Origin of the sequence: Ilumatobacter fluminis (assembly GCF_004364865.1) — a bacterium.
Taxonomy (GTDB): domain Bacteria; phylum Actinomycetota; class Acidimicrobiia; order Acidimicrobiales; family Ilumatobacteraceae; genus Ilumatobacter; species Ilumatobacter fluminis.
The window spans coordinates 448,387-469,674 of the sequence record NZ_SOAU01000001.1 but is presented as its reverse complement, the minus strand read 5'-3'; the positions used below and the strand labels follow the sequence as shown (position 1 = coordinate 469,674).

20 protein-coding genes are annotated in these 21,288 nt (G+C 69.1%); 10 read left to right on the top strand and 10 right to left on the bottom strand.

The window, feature by feature from the left end:
- Positions 1-97: 97 nt before the first annotated feature.
- Entirely contained in the window at positions 98-529 is a 432-nt protein-coding gene (locus tag BDK89_RS02025; protein WP_133867368.1) for a GNAT family N-acetyltransferase, read from the bottom strand.
- A gap of 74 nt (positions 530-603) precedes the next feature.
- Here BDK89_RS02025 and BDK89_RS02020 point away from each other — a divergent pair, with 74 nt between their 5' ends.
- Positions 604-1,494 carry a PAC2 family protein gene (locus BDK89_RS02020; RefSeq protein ID WP_133867367.1) on the top strand — a complete coding sequence of 297 codons (891 nt, stop codon included), beginning with the start codon at positions 604-606 and terminating at the stop codon, positions 1,492-1,494.
- Between the two features lie 148 nt (positions 1,495-1,642).
- On the opposite strand, the gene BDK89_RS02015 is transcribed toward BDK89_RS02020, so the two are convergent.
- The 3 genes from BDK89_RS02015 to BDK89_RS02005 are packed head-to-tail and all read right to left on the bottom strand — an operon-like array spanning position 1,643 to position 5,205.
- Complete coding sequence (locus BDK89_RS02015; protein ID WP_243839070.1) at positions 1,643-2,338, bottom strand: NUDIX hydrolase N-terminal domain-containing protein; 696 nt, start codon at positions 2,336-2,338, stop codon at positions 1,643-1,645.
- Between the two features lie 34 nt (positions 2,339-2,372).
- Positions 2,373-4,700, bottom strand: coding sequence for a [protein-PII] uridylyltransferase (locus tag BDK89_RS02010; protein WP_133867366.1), 2,328 nt, complete (start codon positions 4,698-4,700; stop codon positions 2,373-2,375).
- A 40-nt stretch (positions 4,701-4,740) separates the two neighbouring features.
- Positions 4,741-5,205, bottom strand: coding sequence for a hypothetical protein (locus tag BDK89_RS02005; protein WP_133867365.1), 465 nt, complete (start codon positions 5,203-5,205; stop codon positions 4,741-4,743).
- A gap of 23 nt (positions 5,206-5,228) precedes the next feature.
- On the opposite strand from BDK89_RS02005, the gene BDK89_RS02000 reads away from it, so the two are divergent.
- Positions 5,229-6,476, top strand: a complete 1,248-nt coding sequence (locus BDK89_RS02000; RefSeq protein ID WP_133867364.1) for an ABC transporter substrate-binding protein — start codon at positions 5,229-5,231, stop codon at positions 6,474-6,476.
- A 206-nt stretch (positions 6,477-6,682) separates the two neighbouring features.
- Here BDK89_RS02000 and BDK89_RS01995 read toward each other — a convergent pair whose 3' ends face one another.
- Positions 6,683-7,801 carry a helix-turn-helix transcriptional regulator gene (locus BDK89_RS01995; protein WP_133867363.1) on the bottom strand — a complete coding sequence of 373 codons (1,119 nt, stop codon included), beginning with the start codon at positions 7,799-7,801 and terminating at the stop codon, positions 6,683-6,685.
- Positions 7,802-7,840: 39 nt separating this feature from the next.
- A complete protein-coding gene (locus BDK89_RS01990; RefSeq protein ID WP_166657309.1) occupies positions 7,841-8,536 on the bottom strand; it encodes a hypothetical protein in 696 nt (231 codons plus the stop codon).
- 527 nt (positions 8,537-9,063) lie between these two features.
- Here BDK89_RS01990 and BDK89_RS01985 point away from each other — a divergent pair.
- Positions 9,064-9,726 carry a chlorite dismutase family protein gene (locus tag BDK89_RS01985; RefSeq protein WP_133867361.1) on the top strand — a complete coding sequence of 221 codons (663 nt, stop codon included), beginning with the start codon at positions 9,064-9,066 and terminating at the stop codon, positions 9,724-9,726.
- A 111-nt stretch (positions 9,727-9,837) separates the two neighbouring features.
- Here BDK89_RS01985 and fdhD read toward each other — a convergent pair whose 3' ends face one another.
- Both fdhD and BDK89_RS01975 read right to left on the bottom strand, forming a co-directional pair.
- Complete coding sequence (gene fdhD, locus BDK89_RS01980) at positions 9,838-10,635, bottom strand: formate dehydrogenase accessory sulfurtransferase FdhD (protein ID WP_133867360.1); 798 nt, start codon at positions 10,633-10,635, stop codon at positions 9,838-9,840.
- A complete protein-coding gene (locus tag BDK89_RS01975) occupies positions 10,632-11,468 on the bottom strand; it encodes an ATP-grasp domain-containing protein (RefSeq protein WP_133867359.1) in 837 nt (278 codons plus the stop codon). The genes fdhD and BDK89_RS01975 overlap by 4 nt, the downstream gene beginning before the upstream one ends.
- A 24-nt stretch (positions 11,469-11,492) precedes the next feature.
- Here BDK89_RS01975 and BDK89_RS01970 point away from each other — a divergent pair, with 24 nt between their 5' ends.
- Genes BDK89_RS01970 through BDK89_RS01950 form a run of 5 tightly spaced genes read left to right on the top strand, consistent with a single transcriptional unit; the run spans position 11,493 to position 16,399 of the window.
- Positions 11,493-12,257 (top strand): MIP/aquaporin family protein, encoded by a 765-nt coding sequence (locus tag BDK89_RS01970; protein WP_133867358.1) that lies wholly within the window; start codon positions 11,493-11,495, stop codon positions 12,255-12,257.
- The gene (locus BDK89_RS01965) at positions 12,226-12,801 is read left to right on the top strand and encodes a DUF1697 domain-containing protein (RefSeq protein ID WP_166657308.1); all 576 of its coding nucleotides are present in this window, start codon (positions 12,226-12,228) and stop codon (positions 12,799-12,801) included. The genes BDK89_RS01970 and BDK89_RS01965 overlap by 32 nt, the downstream gene beginning before the upstream one ends.
- A 5-nt stretch (positions 12,802-12,806) precedes the next feature.
- Positions 12,807-14,030 carry an MFS transporter gene (locus BDK89_RS01960; protein WP_166657307.1) on the top strand — a complete coding sequence of 408 codons (1,224 nt, stop codon included), beginning with the start codon at positions 12,807-12,809 and terminating at the stop codon, positions 14,028-14,030.
- A gap of 43 nt (positions 14,031-14,073) precedes the next feature.
- Positions 14,074-14,556, top strand: coding sequence for an RNA polymerase sigma factor (locus BDK89_RS01955; RefSeq protein ID WP_133867355.1), 483 nt, complete (start codon positions 14,074-14,076; stop codon positions 14,554-14,556).
- Positions 14,549-16,399, top strand: coding sequence for a hypothetical protein (locus BDK89_RS01950; RefSeq protein WP_133867354.1), 1,851 nt, complete (start codon positions 14,549-14,551; stop codon positions 16,397-16,399). Before BDK89_RS01955 ends, BDK89_RS01950 begins: the two co-directional genes overlap by 8 nt.
- A 63-nt stretch (positions 16,400-16,462) precedes the next feature.
- Here the strand turns inward: BDK89_RS01950 and groL are convergent, their stop codons facing one another.
- Both groL and BDK89_RS01940 read right to left on the bottom strand, forming a co-directional pair.
- Entirely contained in the window at positions 16,463-18,076 is a 1,614-nt protein-coding gene (groL, locus tag BDK89_RS01945; RefSeq protein ID WP_133867353.1) for a chaperonin GroEL, read from the bottom strand.
- Positions 18,077-18,324: 248 nt separating this feature from the next.
- Positions 18,325-18,600, bottom strand: a complete 276-nt coding sequence (locus BDK89_RS01940) for a ubiquitin-like small modifier protein 1 (protein WP_133867352.1) — start codon at positions 18,598-18,600, stop codon at positions 18,325-18,327.
- 127 nt (positions 18,601-18,727) lie between these two features.
- Between BDK89_RS01940 and BDK89_RS01935 the strand changes: the two genes are divergently transcribed.
- Together BDK89_RS01935 and BDK89_RS01930 are read left to right on the top strand one after the other, a co-directional pair.
- On the top strand, positions 18,728-20,002 hold the full coding sequence (locus tag BDK89_RS01935; RefSeq protein ID WP_133867351.1) for a hypothetical protein: 1,275 nt from the start codon (positions 18,728-18,730) through the stop codon (positions 20,000-20,002).
- A gap of 103 nt (positions 20,003-20,105) precedes the next feature.
- Positions 20,106-21,278 (top strand): aminotransferase class V-fold PLP-dependent enzyme, encoded by a 1,173-nt coding sequence (locus BDK89_RS01930; protein WP_208293929.1) that lies wholly within the window; start codon positions 20,106-20,108, stop codon positions 21,276-21,278.
- The last annotated feature ends 10 nt before the right edge of the window (positions 21,279-21,288 follow it).

Here is a 21,288-nt window from a genome sequence, read left to right as displayed (position 1 = left end):
TTGCAACGACCCTCGGAACCCAGCCAGGCACCTTCTGTGCTCGCCAGGACCTGTGCGGTCACCATCGACCGACCAGAAGGTGCCTGACCCCTTCTGGTCAGAGTTTGTAGCGGTAGAGGTTGGTGTCGTAGAGCTCGAAGCCGATGCGTTGGTAGAGGCGGTTGGCGGCTTCGCGGGTGGAGCGGCTGGTGAGGCTGACGTTCTTGGCGCCACGTTGTGCGGCCTCGTCGAGCGCGGCCCGGTTCAGCGCCTCACCGACGCCGTTCCCCCGTGCCACGTCGTCGACGACGACGTCTTCGATCCACGCCTTCACCCCGGTCGGGATGCGGTAGAACGCGAGCGTCAGGCTGCCGACGATCGCGCCGTCGAGGCGAGCGAGGAACAACACCGAGTGTGGGTTGTCGACGATCGCACCCAGCGCTTCCGCGTCGGGCGGCGGCGACGAGGACGACAGCTGCGGGATGAGGTGGGCGAACGCCGCGACGAGTTCGTCGTCGACGTGCGAGCACTGGCTGATCTCGACGGTCACGCGGCCCGACGCTACCCGGCGACCGACGCCCGACACGGACAGGCACCCTCGTACACGCCGGTAGTGTGAGGCCGATGGAGCACGTGCGATGGCTGCCCGGAGTCGACGCGATCTCGCTCACGAACCCTGTCGTCGTGGCGGCGTTCACCGGCTGGAACGACGCGGGCGACGCGGCTTCGACCGCCGTCCGCACCCTGATCGAGACGTCGGGCGCCGTGCCGCTCGCCGAGATCGACCCCGAGCCATTCACCGACTTCGCGACCGTCCGGCCGCACGTCACGCTCGACGACGAACGCAACCGGTCGATCGTGTGGCCGACCGTCGGCGTGTGGGGCGCCACCACGCCCGGCACCGACGTGGTGCTGGTCCTCGGACCGGAGCCGGCGCTGAAGTGGCGCACGTTCTGTGAGCAGATCGTCGTGATCGCCGACCGCGTCGGCGCCCGCATGGCGTTCACGCTCGGTGCGCTCCTCGCCGACGTGCCGCACACGCGCCGCACCCAGGTGATCGGAACGGCCACCGACCCCGACCTGATCGACCGCTTCGATCTCGAGCGTTCGCGCTACGAGGGCCCGACCGGCATCGTCGGCGTGCTGCACGAAGCCCTGTCGAACAACGGTTTCCCGACGGCGTCGCTGTGGGCGGCCGTTCCGGGCTACGCCGCACAGCTGCCGTCGCCGCGGGCGACGTTCGCCCTGCTCGAGAAGTCGTGCACGATGATGGGCACCCCGGCGCCGGTGGCCGGCGTCGCGTCCGAGATCGCCGACTACGACGCGAAGGTCGCCGCCCTGATCTCCGACGACGACGACCTCGTCACCTACGTCTCGCGGCTCGAGGAGATGGTCGATGAGATGGCCGACGACGAGCCCGAACTCGACGAGGAGACGTTCGAGTCGATCGACGACACCGACCCCGGCATCCTCGTCGACGAAGTCGAACAGTTCCTCCGCAACCAGGACGATTGATATCCGATTTCACGGACTCTGTCCGCGGCGCACTGCGTTCGTCCTGGTCGTGCTCGCCTGACGCCCACGTTGCGGAGGGCCGAGCCTCGTGACGAGTGGGGTCGGATACGTTTCGTCGGTCCCGACGAAACCTATCCGACCCCACTCGTCACGTTCTCCAGACGTTGTCTCGGGGTGGGTCGAATCTGGCGGGGGTGGGGTCGCCGGTGATGGCGGCGAAGGCGGTGGGGCCCCACCAGCTGGCGCCGGCGGTGGCCTCGGGCATGGACGTCGGGCCGAACCAGCCGACGTCGCTCGTCTCGAGCGGATGGGTGCGCAGCTCGCCGCCGGTCGCCCGGCAGTGGAACAGCAGCATGTACATCGCGAATCGCGAGAACCCCATTCGCTGACCGTCGATCACCGAGATCAGGCTGACCGGTTCGCACTCGATGCCGGTCTCCTCCGAGACCTCCTTCACGGCGACCTCCGATGCCGAGTAGCCGACGTCGGCCCACCCGGTCGGGTACAGCCAGATACCGGAGTCGGCCCGTTGCACCAGCAGGATCTCACCGTCGTCGTTGCCGACCACCGCGCCGACCGCGATCTTCGGGGTGACGTAGCCGGGCACGCCTTCGCCGATGTTCTCGAGCCACTCCTGGACGAAGTGGTCCTGTTCGCGTTCGATCTCGGCGGCTTCCTCCATCTCGGCGGCGGCCGCCTTGATGTCGGCGGCGATGTGGAGCACCTCTTCGTACCGCTCCCGCTCATAGAGGTTCTCGGTGAAGCCCATGCCGGTCCGGGCGATCGCGGCCAGCGAGCTGCTCCAGCGGGCGAGATCGCGGGGTTCGGGCGCTTGGGACGTCACGGCTGCGACGCTACACGCGGCGCCGAGCGCACGATCAGCCGATCGAGTGCAGCACGGCTCGCTCGATCTCGGCCCGGTGCCCCGGGTCGGTGATCTGGTCGCCGTTCCAATCGCGCACGTAGAACGTGTCGATGATCTCGGAACCGATCGTCTGCACCGTGGCGTGGCGGATGTCGAGCCCGACCTCTGCGAGCGCCTTGGCGATCCGGTACAAGATGCCGATCTTGGTCTGACAGCGCACCTCGATCACGCTCGCATCGTCGGACGCGTGATCGTGGAACGTCAGACGAGGCGGCCCCGGGTCGGCCGCCTGCAGGGTCCGCCGACGGCGATACGTCTTGGCGCGTTCGACGAGCCTCGACTCGATGGCAAGGCGCCCGTGCAGCGCCTTCTCGAGATCGTCGACGACCGGTTCCCACTCGACGCCGGTGCGCGGCATCTGCACTCGGAACTCCGATGCGCCCATGCTGACGCGGCCGAGCTGGGGTTCGTCGGAGTGGGCCCGCGCGGCGAGCACGTCGAGACCGTGCAACGACACGACGCCGGCGATCCGGCTGAAGATGCCGGGCGAGTCGCGGTACACGACGAGCAGACGAGTGCCGTCGACGACGACGTGTGGGTCGCCGGTGGCCATGAGCGCCAGCGTCTCGGCGTCGGGGAACAGCGTCCACGTGGCGTCGGCGACGTCGCCGCCACCCACCACGTGCGAGACCCGCTCGACGAGTTCTTGCACCAGCTGTTCCTTCCAGCTCCCCCACGCCGACGGGCCGGTCGCCTTGGAGTCGGCGATCGTCAGCGCGTGGAGCAGCTCGAGCACGTCCTGGCTGCCGACCCGCTCCGCGACGTGGGTGATCGTCGCCGGATCGGACAGGTCGCGGCGCATGGCGACGTCGGGCAACAGCAGGTGCTGCTCGATCATGGTGATGATGATCGCCGTGTCGGCCTCGGACAGGCCCATGCGGGGTCCGAGTTCTTGCATCATCGCCATGCCCACCTCGGTGTGATCGCCGGGGTAACCCTTCCCGACGTCGTGGAACAACGCCCCGAGCACGAGCAGGTCGGGGCGACCGACCATGTCGACGAGCTCGCTCGCGTTGGCCGCTGCTTCCCACAAGTGCCGGTCGACCGTGAAGCGGTGATAGGCGTTGCGCTGCGGCTTGGACCGCAACGGCTCCCACTCGGGCAGCATCCGCGAGATCAGACCCTTCTGGTCGAGCGCTTCGAGCACGTCGATCGCAGCGTGCCCTTCCAGCAGGAGCGCGACCAGCTTGTCGATGGCACCGGCCGGCCAACGGCTCGGCCACTCCGGCAGCACCTCTGCGAGCCGATCGAGGCTCTTGCGGCCGATCCGGGCCTGTTGCCGTGCCGCCGCCGTGGCGATGCGCAGCATGTAGGTCGGATCGATCGACGGGTCGGCGTCGATCGCCAATTCCATCTCACCGTCGATGTACATGACGCCGGGAGCGACTTCGCGCGGCGCCCCGCCCTTGCCCTTGTCGACGCGGCCCCAGGCCTCGTCGGCGACCCAGGCGACCGTGCGGGCGGCGGCGGCGATGTCGGCCATGAACGCGTCGGCACTCTCGGCACCGGCCGCCGCTGCCGCGGCGTCCTGGTCTTCGAGCCGGAGGGTGTCGCCGGTTCGTTCGGTCGCGAGGTGGAGGGCGACGCGCGCCGACAGGAGCACGTCGTAGCACTCGTTCAACGCCGCGTTGTCCTCCTTGCTCAGCACGAGGCCGCCGCACTCCGCCCACCAGAGCGAGTGGGCGTCACGAATGCCGCCGTGTCCGTTCTTGAGATCGGGCTCGAGGATGTAGGCGACGTCGCCCGCGTTGGTCTGTCGTTCGAGCACGCGGCGCGCCAGTTCGAGCCGCCACCGCTTCTTGCGCTTCGTCCAGTTCTTGAGACCGGCCTCGACCACGGCCTCGCCCATCTTCTCGTCGCCCCAGATCGGACGGGCCGTCAGCAGCGCCGTCGCGGTGTCGAGGTCGTCCTTGGCCAACTCGAGGTGATCGTCGAACGTGCGGACGGCGTGCCCCAGCTTCAATCCGGCGTCCCAGATCGGGTACCAGATCGCCGACGCCACCGATTCCATCGACTGCTTGCTCTGGTGGATGAGGACGAGGTCGATGTCACTCTGCGGCGACAGTTCTCCGCGTCCGTATCCGCCGACGGCGACCAGCACGAACTTCGGTGCACGCGGATGGTCGTCACGTGCCTGCTGGGCGAGCGCTGCGATCCAGGCGTCGGTCGCGATCGCCAGACGGTGGCAGTACTCACGACCACCGATGCTGCGATCGGCGAGCGCTGCCTCGCGCGCCTTCCACGCCTGGTCGATCTCGCGGCTGGCGGCGGTCGTGGTCACGACGCAACCGTAGAACGCCGGGCGTCCGGTGTGGACATCGTCAACGCAGCCCTTCCTCGCGACGACGCCGGAGCACGGTCATCGCCTTCCATGCACCCCACGTCAGGCCGGGGGTCTGGAGCTCGTCGTCGATGTCGTTCCAGGTGGCCGGCCCGAGCTGGTACGGGTCGTCCGGGAAGTGGTCGGCGGCGAACCGGTCGATGTGTGGTTCGGGCACGCCGTGCGTTCGGAGCAGCGCCGTCGGCGCTTCGATCGCGCCGCGGTAGAGCGACAGCGGGTTGTTGCGCTGCTCGTCGACGTCGGTCGCCAAGAGCCGCTCGAGGGCATCGAGCAGATCGGACGCGGTGTCGGTGACGACGCGGTCGAGATCGTCCCAGTCGCCCGTGTCGACCCCACCCGCTCCGGCGGCGCGTTCGATGCTGCGCCGGAGCCACGTGGCGGTCACCCGCGCCGCGACGGCTAGGAGGTCGGCCGCTGGTTCGGGGAGCTGCACGTCGTCGGCCACACCTCTCTTCTATCGTGAAGCCCGTGCCGACCGCTGCTCGACCCCCGTCCCGGACGCGACTCGCGCTCGCGACGATGGTCGGGGCGGCGCTGGTGCTCCCGGCGTGCAGCGGCGGCGACGACGATCCCGCCCCGTCGACGACCGTGGCCGTCACGACCACCACGGTGGTCGAGCGCGAGAACGACGGCACCTTGACGCTCGGCGTCTATCTGCCCTTGACCGGTGCCGGGGCGTCACTCGGCCCGCCCCTGATCGCCGGCGTCGAGGAGGCGGTGGCGCTCATCAACGACAACGGCGGCGTGCTCGGCCAAGACATCGAACTGGTCTCGGCCGACGAGGGATCGGAACCGATCGAGACGCTGCTCGACGACGACGTCGACGCCATCATCGGGCCGGCGTCGTCGCTGGTGGCGCTGACGGGCCTCGGCCCGGCGGTCGATGCGAACAACGGTGTCGTCACCTGCTCGCCCATGGCGACGGCACGCGGACTCGACGCGTACCCCGACAACCAGTTCTTCTTCCGCACGGCCCCGAGCGACACATTGCAGATGGCGGCCATCGCCCGAGTGGCCGAGCGCACCGGCGCCCTGACCGTGTCGGTCGGCTACCTCGACGACCCGTACGGCCGTGGCCTCTCCGACGCGTTCGAGGATGCACTCGAGGGTCGCCCGCTCAACATCGCCGAATCGATCGGGTTCAGCGGCGACCAGGGCGACCTGGGCTCGGTCGCTGCCGACCTGCTCGCCGTCGACCCCGGCGTGGTCGTGGTGCTCGGCGACGCCGACGACGGCAGCCGACTCCTCGCCGCGCTCGACGCACAGACCGACGATCCGCCCGAGGTGATCATCAACGACTCGATCCGGCAGGCCCGGCAGGTCATCCAGGGCCTGTCCGACGACTTCCGCGACGAGCTCACCGGGCTCGCACCACAGTCGGGAACGGCGTCGGGCGACGACGAGATGGGCTTCTTCGTGCCACACGCCATCGACTGCGTCAACCTGATCGCGCTGGCGGCGACCGACGCGGGCTCCGACAGCCCCGTCGAGATCCGCCGGCAGATGCCGGCCGTCAGTACCGGCGGTCGTGCCTGCACGACGTTCTCGGCGTGCGCCGACCTCATCAGTCGCGACCTGGGCATCGACTACAACGGCCTCTCGGGCCGGGTCGACTTCTCGAGCGTCACCGGCGACCCGACCCGTGCGTGGTTCGAGATCTTCACCTTCGACACCGACGGCAACGAGGTCAGCCAAAGCCCCATCGAAGTCAACTGACCCCAACCGCGGGCCAGCGGGTCAAGGGCCAGAGGTGGCGCCTCGCTCAGCTGCGGGTCAGGTGCCAGAGGTGACGACTCGCCCCAGGGCGAGGCGTTACCGGCGGTCACCTGACCCTGGGTTCCGGAGGTCGCCCCGACGACTCGTTCCCCCGGTTCGCACTCACGACCCGGTTCGTCGCTCCCCCGGCACCGGGTGCGACGAGATCAGACGGCGCGCCGGTCGGCGCCGGAGAAGACCCGGTTGCCCGTCAGGGTCGCGACGAGTTCTCGGCGGCTCGTGACGCCGACCTTCGCGAACACCGACTTGAGGTGATCCTGGACCGTGTGCGCCGAGATCCCGAGTGATCCAGCGATCGCAACGCTGCTCGCACCGGCGACGACCTCCCGGACGACCTCGCGCTCGCGCGCCGTCACACCGTACAGGTCGAGATCGAGATCGAGGGTCCGACCGGTCTCGGCCGGCTCGATCGTGACGACGGTCCGAACCTGCCCCGCGTCGCTCCCCAATGGTGCTGCGCTCACCACGAACCACCGACCGTCGACACCACGGACGTGGGCGACCGGGGACACCGGGTGTCCGGCCGCCTGGGCGCGTCCGGCGGCGGCGACCATGCGGACCGCGTGCGGGACGCCGTCCCCGGCCGAACTCATCAGCTGCGCTCGCGCCTCCGCTGCTCGTGTCGATTCGAGAACTCGCCCGTCGGCGTCGAGGATCATGACCGCAGGACCGGGATGCGCACCGCGGTCGTCGGCGCCGACCGCCGTGTCGCTCTCGTGCTCGCTGCCCGTCTGACCGTGAGCGCGCCGGACTCCATTCGCGATCGCATCCTCCAGCGCCGACAGTGCGATCGCCTCGTCCGCGGTGAACCCCGGCCGTCCTGCCGATCGGTAGAGCCCGCACGCGGCGACGATCCGTCCACCGGACCGAACCACGCCGCGCATCTCGTGTTCGAGGCCGAAGTGCGGCGCGAGGAGGTCGCGAACGCGGGGACTGCTGTACGGGTCGCCCGCGACGTGATCCGCCAGGATGCCGACCCCGAGCGGTTCGCCTGCCAGCGTCGTCAGGGTGATCGGGTCGGGGTGCGTCAACTCGATGTGCATGAACAACTCGTCCTGCGAGTCGTCGATGCCCGACCGGACGATGTTCGTCAGCAGGCCGGTGGCAGGGTCGATCATGGAGACGACGGCAGCGTCGAACGGGACGAGCTCGGCGAGTACGGCGATCACCGATGCTCCGAAATCGGACCACGCCGGCGAGTCCGCAGCGTGATCACCCAGCGCTCGACGCGCCCGTTCGATCGTGCGGCCTGACCGGATCGGCATCCGCCGAAGCTAGCGCTCCCCGGCCGGCGCCGGAGGTCGCTACGGGGCGCCGAGGTCGTCGAGCACCGCTTCGGCCAGCTGCTGGGCGACCGCCGGGTCCGGCGCGTCGGCTTCGACGGCCATCGTGCCGACCCCGACCATCACCGTCGGCCAACCGTTGAACGACTCCGGATCCCCGGTGTGTGTCTGACAGAGGCTCGCGTAACCGCCCACCTCGCACGGCGAGAAGGGATTCGCCGCGAACTCGTGCAGCGACTCCTGTTCGCTTCGGTCGGCGAACACCCAGACGCCGGCGATCGCGAATCGATCGCCGTACACCTGGCAGAGGTTCCGATCGTCCTGGAAGAGGTCGTCGGGCCGCAGCTCGACGAAGTCGCCGACGATGCTGCGGATCTCGTCCTGGTCGAGTGCGTCGCACAACGCCTGAGCGTCTGCGGCGAGGGCCTGCAGCTGCGCAGGCGCCGCGTCGGTTGCGGCTTCCGCTTCCGGCTCGGCTTCGGACTCGGTTATCGCCTCGTCGCTCTCGACGGCCGGCTCGGCGGCGTCTGCCGGTTCATCGACCGGCTGCGACCCGTCGTCGGCCGGGCTCGTCGTGTCGGCCACGACCGCGGTGTCGGCGTCGCCGGGTTCGTCGGCATCGTCGTCACCGGTCGAGCACGCCGCCACCGTGACCACCAGTGCCGTGGCCATCACCCGACCGGCGACGACTCGCCGTCCCCGCACTCCACCTCGCATACCACTCTCCTCGGGATCCATCGCCGCCTTCCGCCAACCTGCCACAGGCCCCACGAGCCGGACATCCCAACTTCTTGGGGGGTCCGACCGACCCGACCAACGGGTCGGGTGTCGGACGGATCGGCGAGGCGCAGCACCCCCAACGGGTCGGGTGTGGAACGGAACGGCGAGGCGCAGCACCCCCAACGGGTCGGGTGTCGGACGGAACGGCGAGGCGCAGCACCCCCAACGGGTCGGGTGTGGAACGGAACGGCGAGGCGCAGCACCCCCAACGGGTCGGGTGTCGGACGGAACGGCGAGGCGCAGCACCCCCAACGGGTCGGGTGTGGAACGGAACGGCGAGGCGCAGCACCCCCAACGGGTCGGGTGTCGGACGGAACGGCGAGGCGCAGCCGAGGCGTTTCGGGAGATCACCCGACCCGACGCTGATGCCCAACCCTGTTCCCGGGTCGGGTGACCTCCGGAAACGTCGACTCCGTCGCCGTTCCCTCCGACACCCGACCCGAGTGACCCGTAGGCTCGGGGGCATGCGTATGGAAACCGGCGTGTGCGTCCTGCATCTGTTCCTCAGCCCTCCGGCAGACGGCCGCTCGGTCGACGTCGACGGAGCGAAGGCCACGATCGAGTGGGCGCGCGAACACGACTGCCAGGTCGTCACCGCAGCGATGCTCGGCCACAAGGGCGACATCGCCGTGATGGGCCTGTCGCCCGACGTCACCACGCTACGTCACCTCCAGACCGGGCTGCAGAAGGCGGGCCTCGAGGTGACCGACTCGTACCTGTCGATCACCGAGGTCAGCGAGTACGCACCCGGTCTTCCCGAAGAGATGCTCAACGCCCGGCTCTACCCGCAGCTTCCGCCCGAGGGAAAGCCTGCGTTCTGCTTCTACCCGATGAGCAAGCGGCGCGAGGCCCACGCCAACTGGTACGCGACCGGGTACGAGGAGCGCAAGGAGATGATGTACGAGCACGGCTCGAGCGGGCGCAAGTTCGCCGGCCGAATCGTGCAGCTCATCACCGGCTCGACCGGCCTCGACGAGCACGAGTGGGGCGTCACCCTGTTCGGCGAGAACCTCGAGGCGATCAAGGACGTCGTCTACACCCTTCGCTTCGATCAGGCCTCGTCGATCTACGGCGAGTTCGGCGACTTCTACGTCGGCTACCTCGCCGACATCACCGAAGTCCTCTGACCCACCGGCCGCGGGCCGCAGACGGCTTGGGTCAGGTGTCAGCGGTGACGGCCAGAAACGAGCCGTTACCGGCGATCACCTGACCTTGAATTGGTGCGTTGCCCGGCTGGGTCAGAGACGTTCGGGGCTGTAGACGTTGAAGGTGTCGCCGGTGACGAAGCCGGCCAGCACGAGGTTGGCGCGCCGCGCTGCTGAGACGGCCAAGGCCGTCGGGGCGCTCACTGCGACGACGGCGGCGAAACCGGCAGCCCACGCCTTCTGCACCATCTCGACGCTCGCCCGACCGCTGACGAACAGCCCGAGATCACGGGCGGGCAGGTCGCCGGCGAGCAGCATCGCGCCGACCACCTTGTCGACGGCGTTGTGGCGCCCGACGTCTTCGCGTACGAGCCGCACGGCGCCGCTGTGATCGAACACGGCGGCGGCGTGCACCGCTCCGGTGTCGCCGAACAACTCCTGCTGCTCACGTACGGAGTCGGGGACGCCGGCCAGCACGTCGAGGGCGAACGGCTCGGTCGGCTGGAGTGGCGTGAGACGCTCGGTCAGCTCGTCGATCTGGTCGCTGCCGCACCACCCACAGCTCGATGATGTGGTGCCGAGACGGGGCGTCGGTACGGGCGCCCGGCCGAGCGTGTCGACCGACACGACGTTGAACTCGGTCTCGACCGCGCTACCGGTGCCGCAGTACTTGATCGCCTCGACGGGTGCCCCGCCGAGCAACCCCTCGGTGTGGCAGAACCCGACGGCCAGTTCGAAATCATGGCCGGGCGTTCGCATCGTCGTGCTGACCGTGGTGCCGTCGAGCTGGATCGTCATCGGCTCCTCGACGATCAACCGGTCGGGACCGCGCCGGGCACCGTCGGCCGTCACCTTGGTGACGATCAGGCGCTCGGTGCGTCGACGGCTCACGAGGCCAGGCTACGGAACGCTGCGGCGGCCCGCGCCGGGGCGCTCGGGTCGGTATCGAGGAAGAGCGACGGCTCGGTCAGCTCGAGTTCGAGCAGTTCCGGCCCGTCGGTACCCGGGACGAGGTCGATGCGGGCGTACGCGGTCGGCGGCAGGCGGGCGACGATGCGATCGGCGAGGGCGCGCTGTTCCGCCGTCGGCGTGCGAGCAACGATCGTCTCCTTCACGTAGAGCGTGCCCTCCCATTCGACGGGCGCCGCGAGGATCGCCGACTTCTCGAACGCATGGCTGTACTCACCGCCGAGATAGACGAGCCCCGTCTCGCCGTCGGCGTCGATGTTCGCCCGATACGGCTGGATCATCGCGACGTAGCCGTCGGCGTGGAGCGCCGCGACGTGGGCTGCGGCCGCCGCCGCATCGTCGGTGACGCGCCGGACGCCCTTCGAGCCGCCACCCACGGTCGGCTTGACCACGATGTCGCCGGCGAGTACGTCGGGTGCCGGCGACTCGCCGGGCACGACGAACGTCGTCGGAACGGTGGCGACGCCCTCGGCGGCGAGACGGTCGAGGTAGCGCTTGTCGGTGTTCCACTCGAGCACCTCGACGGGGTTCCACAGCGAGGTGATTGCCGAGACACCCCGAGCCCAGGCGAGGAACTCGTCGCGTCGGCCGGGATAGTCCCACGCCGACCGGATGACCACCGCGTCGAAGGTCGACCAGTCGACGGTGGGGTCGTCCCACACGACGACGGCTGCGTCGTCGCCGAGTTCGGCGAGCAAGAGCGGCAGGTCGGTGTCGAGGTCGCGGGCGTCGGCGCAGGTCACGAGGGCGATCACGGGGTCAGGCTACGCTCGCCGACGATGGGCGATTCGGTCGACCTCCGGAATGTGTTCGCCGAGTTCGTCGGCACCGTCTTCGTGATGCTGGCCGGGCCCGGCTTGCTCGTGCTGGGCGGCGACGCCGTCGGCACGCTCGGTGTCGCGATCGGGTTCGGCGCCGCCACCGCCCTGTCGATCGGCGTGATCGGCGCCGTCGCGAACCCGATGTTCTCGCTCGCGCTGTTCTTCGCCCGCGGCATCACTGGGCACCAGCTCGTCACCGACCTGATCGGTCAGGTGCTCGGCGGCATCGCCGGCGCCGCCCTCATCTGGGGGATGAACGACGCCGTGCGTTTCCGTGCGGGGAGCAACGGGTGGGAGCCGACCAGCGAGGTGGGCCTCCAGCTGACCGGCTACTCGACGCTCGGCACGGTGATCGCGGCCGAGCTCGTGATCGGCATCGTCATCACGATCGTGCTGCTGTCGTCGATCAACCAGGAACTCCCCGAGTCGGCCGTCGCCGCGTTCACCGGCCTCGCCGTGACCGTCGGTGCCCTGTTCCTCCTGCCGATCTCCGGCTTCGGCGCCAACCCGGCTCGCAGCATCGGTGCCGCGATCTTCGCCGACACCGACCCGAACGCCCTCGGACAGCTGTGGGTGTTCGTCATCGTGCCGCTGATCGCATCGTTCGGCGGGGTGCTCGTGTGGCTCGGGATCGACGAGGCGACCGTCGACGACACCGTCTTCGACGACACGATCCTCGACGATGTGGCCGATGCCGTCGACGAGCTCGTCGACGGCGACTGACGTGCCGCCGATCCACGTCGCGTTCGTGCGCGCCGTGATGATCGGACGAGAGGGCCTCCACCGCACCGTGCTGCTCGACATGTTCGAGCGGGCGGGCGCCACCGAAGCGACGTCGTACATCAGCACCGGCAACGTGTCGTTCCGTGCCGACGATGCAGCAGCGGTGAGCGCTGCCGTCGAGGCCGATCTGCACGAGCTGCTCGGCCGGGAGACGCCGCTGTTCGTGCGCAGCCTCGACGAGCTGGAGGGATTGCTCGACAGCGACCCGTTCGCCACCGAACCGTTCGACGAGGTGTACGCACGGCTCGTCACGTTCTTCGGCGACGAGGTGCCGCCATCGATCGAGTTGCCCGTCGAGGCGACCAACGGTGACTGGTCGGTGTTCGCCGCCGGACCACGCGAGCTGTTCAGCGTCACGAGGGCATGGCCCGACCGCCAGCCGAACGACCCGGGTGGACGCATCCAGCGCATCGCCGACCAGCCCGTCACCACCAGAGCCCTCGGCACCCTCGAACGCATCGTCGCGAAGCTGGTCGACGAGTGAGGTTCGTGCGGCTGGGACGGGACTTCGACCGGTTCTGGGCTGCCGCCACCGTCTCCAACCTCGGCGACGGCATCCGCTTGTCGGCGCTGCCGCTCCTGGCGCTCACACTCACCGACGACGCCCGGCTGATCGGGCTCGTGAGTGCGTCGAGCCTGCTGCCGTGGGCGGTGCTCGGTCCGATCGGCGGAGCGCTCGTCGACCGTGGCGACCGTCGCACGCTCATGATCTCGGGCCAGGTGTTCCGGGCCGTGCTGGTGCTCGGCCTCGCCTTGCTGGTCGCCGCCGACCAGGCGACCGTGCTCGCCGTCATTGTCGTCGCGCTCGGCATCGGGTCGGCCGAGGTCATCGTCGACACGAGTTCACAGTCGGCCGTACCGTTGCTCGTCGGGCGTGAACAGCTCGAACGGGCGAACGCCAGGCTGATCACGTCGCTGATCGTGTTCGACGAGATGATCGGGCTCGCGTTGGGCGCCGTGCTCTTCGCCGCCGTGGCCGAGCTGCCGTTCCTGGTCGACAGTGCGACGTTCCTCCTGGGCGGCGTGCTCCTCGCCACGGTGCGTCGGCCCCTCCAGGGCGAACGCACTCGGACGACGACCGTGCGGGCCGACATCGCCGACGGTATCCGGTTCTTGGCGCACCATCGCTTCCTGCGCTCGATGATGGTCACGATCACGACGTCGAACCTCGCCGGGAACATGGCGTTCGGGGTGCTCGTGATCCTCGTGGTCGACGAACTCGACACCGACCCGGCCATGTACGGCGTCGTGCTCGCCGTCGGCGCAGTCCTCGGTCTGGTCGGAGCACTCACCGCACCCCGGCTCACGGAGCTGGTCGGTCGACGACGGCTGTTGGGCTCGCTGCAGCCGCCGCTGATCCTGAGCTACCTGATCAACGCCGTGGCGACGTCGGCGTGGATGGTGTCGGTCGCGTTCGGACTGGCGAGCTTCGCCATCGCCTGCTTCAACGTCCCGGCGCAGTCGATCCGACAATCGGTCATCCCCGAACCACTCCTCGGCCGGGTCGTGGCGACGTGGCGGATGTTCGGGATGAGCGCCGGCCCGGTCGGGGCCGTCCTCGGCGGCGTCATCGCCGAAACGGCCGGAATCCGATGGTCGTACCTCGCCGCCGCCGGCCTCGGGTTCGTCGCCTGGCTGATGGTCCTCTGGTCGCTCCGCTACCTGGACGAAGCGCTCGCCGCGACGAACCAGTCCGAGAAATCTTCACCATGACGTCACCCACGACCGGCTTCGGTGCCGTCTCAAGGGTGTGACGATGACGGCGACACGACTCGAGGAGGCCTACCGGGCTCATGCGGACGAACTCGTCCGCTATGCGACCGCGATGGTCGGCCCCGAACGTGCCGGCGATGTCGTCACCGACGCGTTCCTGACGGTGTTCGAGTCCGAGTCCGATCGCGACATCGAGCACCTGCGCGCCTACCTGTTCCGTGCGGTGTACCACCGCGCAGTCGATCTCGGTCGGAGTCGGGATCGACGGCAGGCACGGGAGGAGCGCGACGCTCACGAACGGCTGCGTCTCGCTCCCCCACCCGGGGTCGCCGAGTCGCAGATCGCGATCGACGCACGACGGTCGCTCTCGGTCCTCACCGATCAGCAGCGCGCTGCCGTGTTCCTCACCTATTGGTGCGACCTCCCACCGGGCGAGGTCGCCGAGCTGCTCGGTGTTCGATCCGGCACCGTCAAGAAGCAGCTGTCCCGTGCCCGGTCGAAGCTCAGGGAGGTGCTCGATGTCTGAGCCGAACGATCCCTTCGAGACCCGACTCCGACGACTCGTCGGCGACGCCGCGGACGACGCTCCGACGCCGCCTTACGTCGAGGAGATGCTGCAGATGCCACGACCCACCGACGATCGCCACCCCGCACGCCGACGATGGATCGCCGGCGGCACGATCGGACTGGTCGCCGCGGCAGTGATCGCTCTGCTGGTCTTGCCCGGCAACGACGACGATGCGATCCAACCGGTCGACACACCTGCGCCGACCACCACCGTCGAATCCACCGGTCCCACGGTGCCGTCGAGCGACACGACGGTCCCCACGACCGAGGTCGTCGCCACGTCGGTCCCCGACGACCCGACCTCGACGATTCCCACCGCGGCGACCGACCCGACGTCGACCGTCCCGACGGCACCGCTCACGGTGATCGCGGCACTCGACGACAACGGTGATGCCGTCCTCGTCCCGACGGACGCCGATCCGTTCGTCGTGCTCGACGGGCCGGATCCGGACCAGCCCGCTCCCGAGGAAGGCCCCGGACCGAACGTGGTCGACAGCGTGGCTCTGCGACCTGCGGGCCACACCGCCTTCGTCGGGATGTGCTGCGAACCGATCGCCGGGTCGATCCTGAGCGGGTCACCGACCGATTTCGGGACCGAGTCGGTCGCATTTGGGTACGCGCCCGCGTTCAGCCCTGACGACCGCTACCTGGCGATCGGTGTGATCCAGGGACCAGCACTCACGATCACCGATCTCACGACCGGCTTCGATCTCGCGCTCCCCGAGTTCGCGCCCGAGGTCGGGACCTACAGCCCCGCTGACACGATGTGGCTCGATCCCACGCGGGTGGTCGCCCTGGGCACCAGGCTCGACGACGACGGCACACCGCGCTGGATCGCCATCCCGATGGTCGTGAACGGTCAGGTCGTCGAAGTCGGGGAGCCGCTCGACGTCAACGAGATGCTCCCTGCCGGCGAGAACGCCACGCCGATCGAACACCCCATCGTCCGGTTCGCTGGTGTCGTCGACGACGATCACTTTGCGATCCACGTTCCGGGGGAAACGAACGCAATCTCGGTCGAGTTCCGACCCGACGGGGTGATCTCCGGCAGCACTGCGGCGAGTGGCGACCCGTCCGGCGTCGGCGAGTCCGCACGCTCGATCTGGTACCGACCAGGCAACCCGGTTGTCTGGGTGGGTGAGGACGGCTCGCTGCACCGCGGTGACGAGACCTTCTCCGGCAGCTACCAATGGGCCCGCCCCACCGACGCCGTATCGCTCGAGAGCACCGGCGAGCCGACCCAGCCGCCGACGACGACACCTATGGGCATCGCTCCCGAGAGCGTAGTGGACGTCGCCCAGCGCTCCGCATTCGGATGGTCGTTCGGCGACCAGGTGTTCGTCCCCGCCTTGGTCGACCGCCTCTCCGCAGACATCGGCGAGCCCTCGTTCGACAGCGGTTGGCAGTCGATGCCCGATGTGTGGGCGTGCACGGGACAAGCCGCCTATCGAACCCTGTGGTGGGGCGACTTCCGGATGACTATCGAGGGAGACGGGTCCGACGACGCGACCGTCTCCGGTTGGAGCGTTGGTGACCCTGACGCCGCGTTCGCGCCGCTCGGCAATCGCCCGACGAGCACCGAGGCGTCCGGTGTCGGATGGTCGTCCGAAGTCGGCGTCGGAACGGCCCGCGATCGGGTCCTTCCGGCGATCCCCGTTGATTCCGGGATGATCGACGAGCAGCCGAACCGAGTGACCGTCAATGGTGTACTGCCCCTGACGGTGCTCATCGACGACGACACGGTCACCGGCATCGGCAGCGGGCGGAACGACTGCATCGACGAGATGAACCCCGGCCTCTGAGCACGTACGCGGACGAGCCCGGGCCGGAGCCCGGGCTCGTTCACATGCGGGGTAGATCAGTGATCAGAAGTCGTGATCGTGACCGTGGCCGTGGTCGTCGTCTTCGGGCTTGTCGGCGACGATGGCCTCGGTGGTGAGGAACAGGGCCGCGATCGACGCAGCGTTCTGCAGCGCAGAGCGGGTCACCTTGGCGGCGTCGATGACGCCGATCTGCACGAGGTCTTCGTAGACGCCGGTGGCGGCGTTCAGACCCTCGTTGCCGCTCAGCTCACGCACGCGGTTGATGACCACGCCGCCTTCCATGCCGGCGTTCTCGGCGATCTGCTTCAGCGGGGCCGTCAGCGACTTGGCGACCATGCGGGCACCGGTCGCCTCGTCACCCTCGAGCGCCTTGGCGGCGGCCTCGACGGCGTCGAGCGAGCGAACCAGCGCAACGCCACCGCCGGGCACGACGCCCTCTTCGATGGCGGCCTTGGTGGTGCTGACCGCGTCTTCGATGCGGTGCTTCTTCTCCTTGAGCTCGACCTCGGTGGCCGCACCGACCTTGAGGACGGCGACGCCGCCGGTCAGCTTGGCGAGGCGCTCCTGGAGCTTCTCGCGGTCGTAGTCGGAGTCGGTGTTCTCGATCTCGGACTTGATCTGGCTGATGCGACCGGCGATGTCGCCTTCGTCGCCGGCGCCCTCGATGATCGTCGTCTCGTCCTTGGTGATGACGACACGCTTCGCGGTGCCGAGCAGGTCGAGCGTGGTCGCCTCGAGCTTGAGGCCGACGTCTTCGCTGATGACCTGACCACCAGTGAGGGTGGCGATGTCCTGCAGCATGGCCTTGCGACGCTCACCGAAGCCGGGTGCCTTGACGGCGGCCGACTGGAACGTGCCACGGATCTTGTTGACGACGAGCGTGGCGAGCGCCTCACCCTCGATGTCTTCGGAGACGATGACGAGCGCCTTGCCCGACTGCATGACCTTCTCGAGCACCGGGACGAGGTCGCGGACCGACGTGATCTTCGACGAGACGAGGAGGATGTACGGGTCGTCGAGCGACACCTCCATCCGGTCGGTGTCGGTGACGAAGTAGGGCGAGATGTAGCCCTTGTCGAACCGCATGCCCTCGACGAAGTCGATGCCCATGCCGAAGGTCTGGCTCTCCTCGACGGTGATGACGCCGTCCTTGCCGACCTTGTCGATCGCGTCGGAGATCAGCTCACCGATCTCGGCGTCGGCGGCGGAGATGGCGGCGACCTGGGCGATCTGCTCCTTCGAGTCGACGTCGGTCGACAGGCCCTGGATCGAGTCGACCGCAGCGGCGACGGCGGCCTCGATGCCCTTCTTGAGGCTCATCGGGTTGGCGCCGGCAGCCACGTTGCGGAGCCCCTCGCGGACCATGGCCCAGGCGAGAACGGTGGCGGTGGTGGTGCCGTCACCGGCGACGTCGTCGGTCTTCTTGGCGACTTCCTTGACGAGCGATGCGCCGATCTGCTCGTAGGGATCGTCGAGCTCGATCTCCTTGGCGATCGAGACACCGTCGTTGGTGATCGTGGGGGCACCCCACTTCTTGTCGAGTACGACGTTGCGGCCCTTGGGGCCGAGGGTGACGCGCACCGCGTCGGCGAGCTTGTTCATGCCCGCTTCGAGACCGCGCCGGGCCTCTTGATCGAACGCAATCTGCTTCGGCATCGATGTGTCCTCCGTTGGACGAGATGATGAGAGCTGGCTAGCACTCGCAGGCAGCGAGCGCTAGCACTCTACAACCGAGACTGCTAAAGGACCACTGCGCAGCGTGGGGACTTGCCGCCCGATGCATCGACCACGACGCGGGCCGCGACCACAGCGGGCTCGTCGGTCCCGACTGGTGCCGGACCGAGTCCGCGAAACGCAGACGTGACGGTGAGGCGGAACGACGCGAGCGGGCGATCTGGCCCGGCTCAGCCGCCGGCGACGGCGGGGATGATGGAGACGGTGATGCCGTCTTTCACATCGGTGCCGAGGCCGTCGAGGTAGCGGACGTCGTCGTCGTCGACGAAGACGTTCACGAACTTGCGCAGCTCGCCGTTCTCGTCGAGCAGGCGGTCGGCGAAACCTGGGTGCTGGGCCTCGAGCGCGGCGACAACCTCGGAGAGGGTGCCCGGCTCGACCTCGACCAGCTTGTTGCCGCCGGCCATCGGGCGGAGGGTGGTGGGGATGCGAACGCTGACTGCCATAACGTCAAAAGATAACTGACTTGGTCGGGTTTTCATTCCCGATGGTCCGGACGATCGTCACCCGACGTCTCCGAATCGTTCCGACGAAAAAGCGCGAGGTCGTCCGTGGGCCCGGCTCTGGACGTGCATGCAGAGCAACACCTTCGCTTCCAGCCGACTCCTCCTCGCCGCCGCCGGCACCCTCGTGCTCGGCGCATGCGCCGCCGAGACCACCGCCTCCGACGCTCCGGCGTCGACGCCGGCACCGATCAGCACGTCGGCGCCGACCACACCGCCGATCGCGACGATCCCGCCGACCACCGTCGGCCCGTCCGTCACCGTCGCCCCGACCACCGATCCGCCACCGGTCACCGCTCCCCCGGCGGAGCTTCCCGAGGCGACACCGGGACCGTGCGGCGCCTACGGGCCGCTCCCCGCGCTGCCCGACTCGATGCCGACCGAGCTGTTCGACACCGACGGCGACGGTGAGGCCGACGACGAGGTCACGGCCTACGGCGCGGAGGACGGCTGGCGGGTGCGGGTCGTCGAGGACGGGGTGACGTCCGAGGCGTTGGCCCTCAACGTCACCACGTGGGGCTACCTCGCCGATCCGATCCCGACACCTGACGGCGATCAACTCGCCGTCGTCGACAACGACGACCACGGCGAAGTGTGGCACTTCGCAACCGACGACGCCGGCTGCGTCCGGCCGCTCCTCGACCCGCCGCACGAGGACGGCGTCGACGACCTCGTCGCACCCGAACCGACACCCGAACCCACGGTGCCGCCCGCTCCGGTCGACGACCTGGCCGCACCCGAGGACGACATGATGTGCGGGCCGCTGCCCGCCATCCCCGGCAACGCCGTGATCGGCAGCGACCTGTGGCTCGACCTCGACGGCCACGGCGTCCCCGACGACCGCCTCGTCTCGTACTCGGTCGACGGGAACTGGTTCCTGCGCGGCTGGATCGGCCCGTCCGAGTCGGAAGTCGCCGTGCCGGCCGCCGGCGTGCACGGCGTCCGGGTGCTCGGCGTCGCCGACATCGACCACAACTACGGCGGAGACGAGATCGTCGCCGTCGTCGGTGGCGGCGCCTACGCGATGGAAATCGGCTTCTTCACCTTCCTCGAAGGTGGCTGCATCCATCGCTACATGGCCGAGGGCGGCGGCGAATACGGCCCGACGGTCGGCGCCTCGATCGGCAACGGCTCCGGCATCGCCTGTGTCGACGGTCGTGTGATCGAGACCGGCTTCCAGCTGATGGACGACGACACGTACACCGTGTGGGAGGCCACCTACGAGCCCGTGTCGGTGATCACCTTCGGCGGCGCCCCCGGCATCGAGGGTTTCGAAGCCGACGGCCTGAGCTACGACGAGGTGGCCGAGTACGCCACCTTCGACTGTCACGGCCTCACCCTCTGACGCACCAGAAGGGGTCAGGCACCTTCTGGCGGCCAGCCGGCGCGACGAGCAGGACTCCCGGCGCCAGAAGGTGCCTGACCCCTTCTGGTTTAGGGTCGACGCCGTGACGAGTTTCGGACGCTCCCTGCGCGATCAGTGGTACCTCGACCCCGACCTCACCTACCTCAACCATGGGACGGTCGGCGCTCCGCCGAAGGCGGTGATCGCCGAGCAGTTCCGGCTGATCGAGGAGATCGAACGGCACCCGGCACGCTTCATGCTGCGCGAGCTGGCCGACACGTCGGGCGAGGCGACCGAACCGTCCCGCCTCAGGCGCGCGGCCGCGGCGGTCGCCCCCTTCGTCGGCGTGCGAGCCGACGACCTGCTGTTCGTCGAGAACATCACGACCGGCGCCAACGCCGTCCTGCGATCGTTCCCCTTCGACGCCGGCGACGAGATCGTCGTCACCTCGCTCGGTTACGGCGGCGTCACCCTCGCCGCCGAGTACGCCGCCCGCACCAACGGCTGCGAGATCCGCACGATCGAACTCCCCGGGCCGGGCGCCGCGCCGCACGAGTACGTCGAGCGGATCGAAGCCGGGCTCGGCCCGAAGAGCCGGGTGCTCGTCGTCGACCACCTGGCGGCGACGGCGGCTCTCGTCCTGCCGCTCCGTGAAATCGCCGAGGTGTGCCACCGCAACGGCACCCTCGTGCTCGCCGACGGCGCGCACGTGCCGGGCAACATCGGACTCGACATCGAATCGCTCGGCGTCGATTGGTACACCGGCAACCTGCACAAGTGGGCGTGGACGCCCCGCAGTTCCGGCGTGCTCTGGGCCGCCCCCGAACAGCGGGCACACCTCCACCCGACCGTGATCTCGTGGGGGCTCGACCACGGCCTCACCGCCGAGTTCGACCTGCTCGGCACCCGCGACCCGACAGCGCACCTGACGGCGCCGTTCGCGATCGACCTGATCCACTCCCACGGCGAAGGGGCCGTGATGTCGTACAACCATCAGCTCGCCTGGTGGTCGGGGCAGTTCCTCGCCGACGCCTGGGACACACCGTTCACCACACCCGAGTCGATGATCGGCTCGATGGTCACCGTGCAGCTGCCGCCGAGGCTCGGCGGCACCGCGGCCGACGCCGAGCGGGTTCGGACCGAACTCGACCGGCAACGGATCGAGGTCCCGGTCGCTGCGGGCGGCGACCGGCTGACGCTGCGGGTGTCCGCACAGGTCTATTGCGACCGCGACGACATCGAGTTGCTCGCCGCAGCGGTGACCGCGCTCGCCTGACGCTACGGTC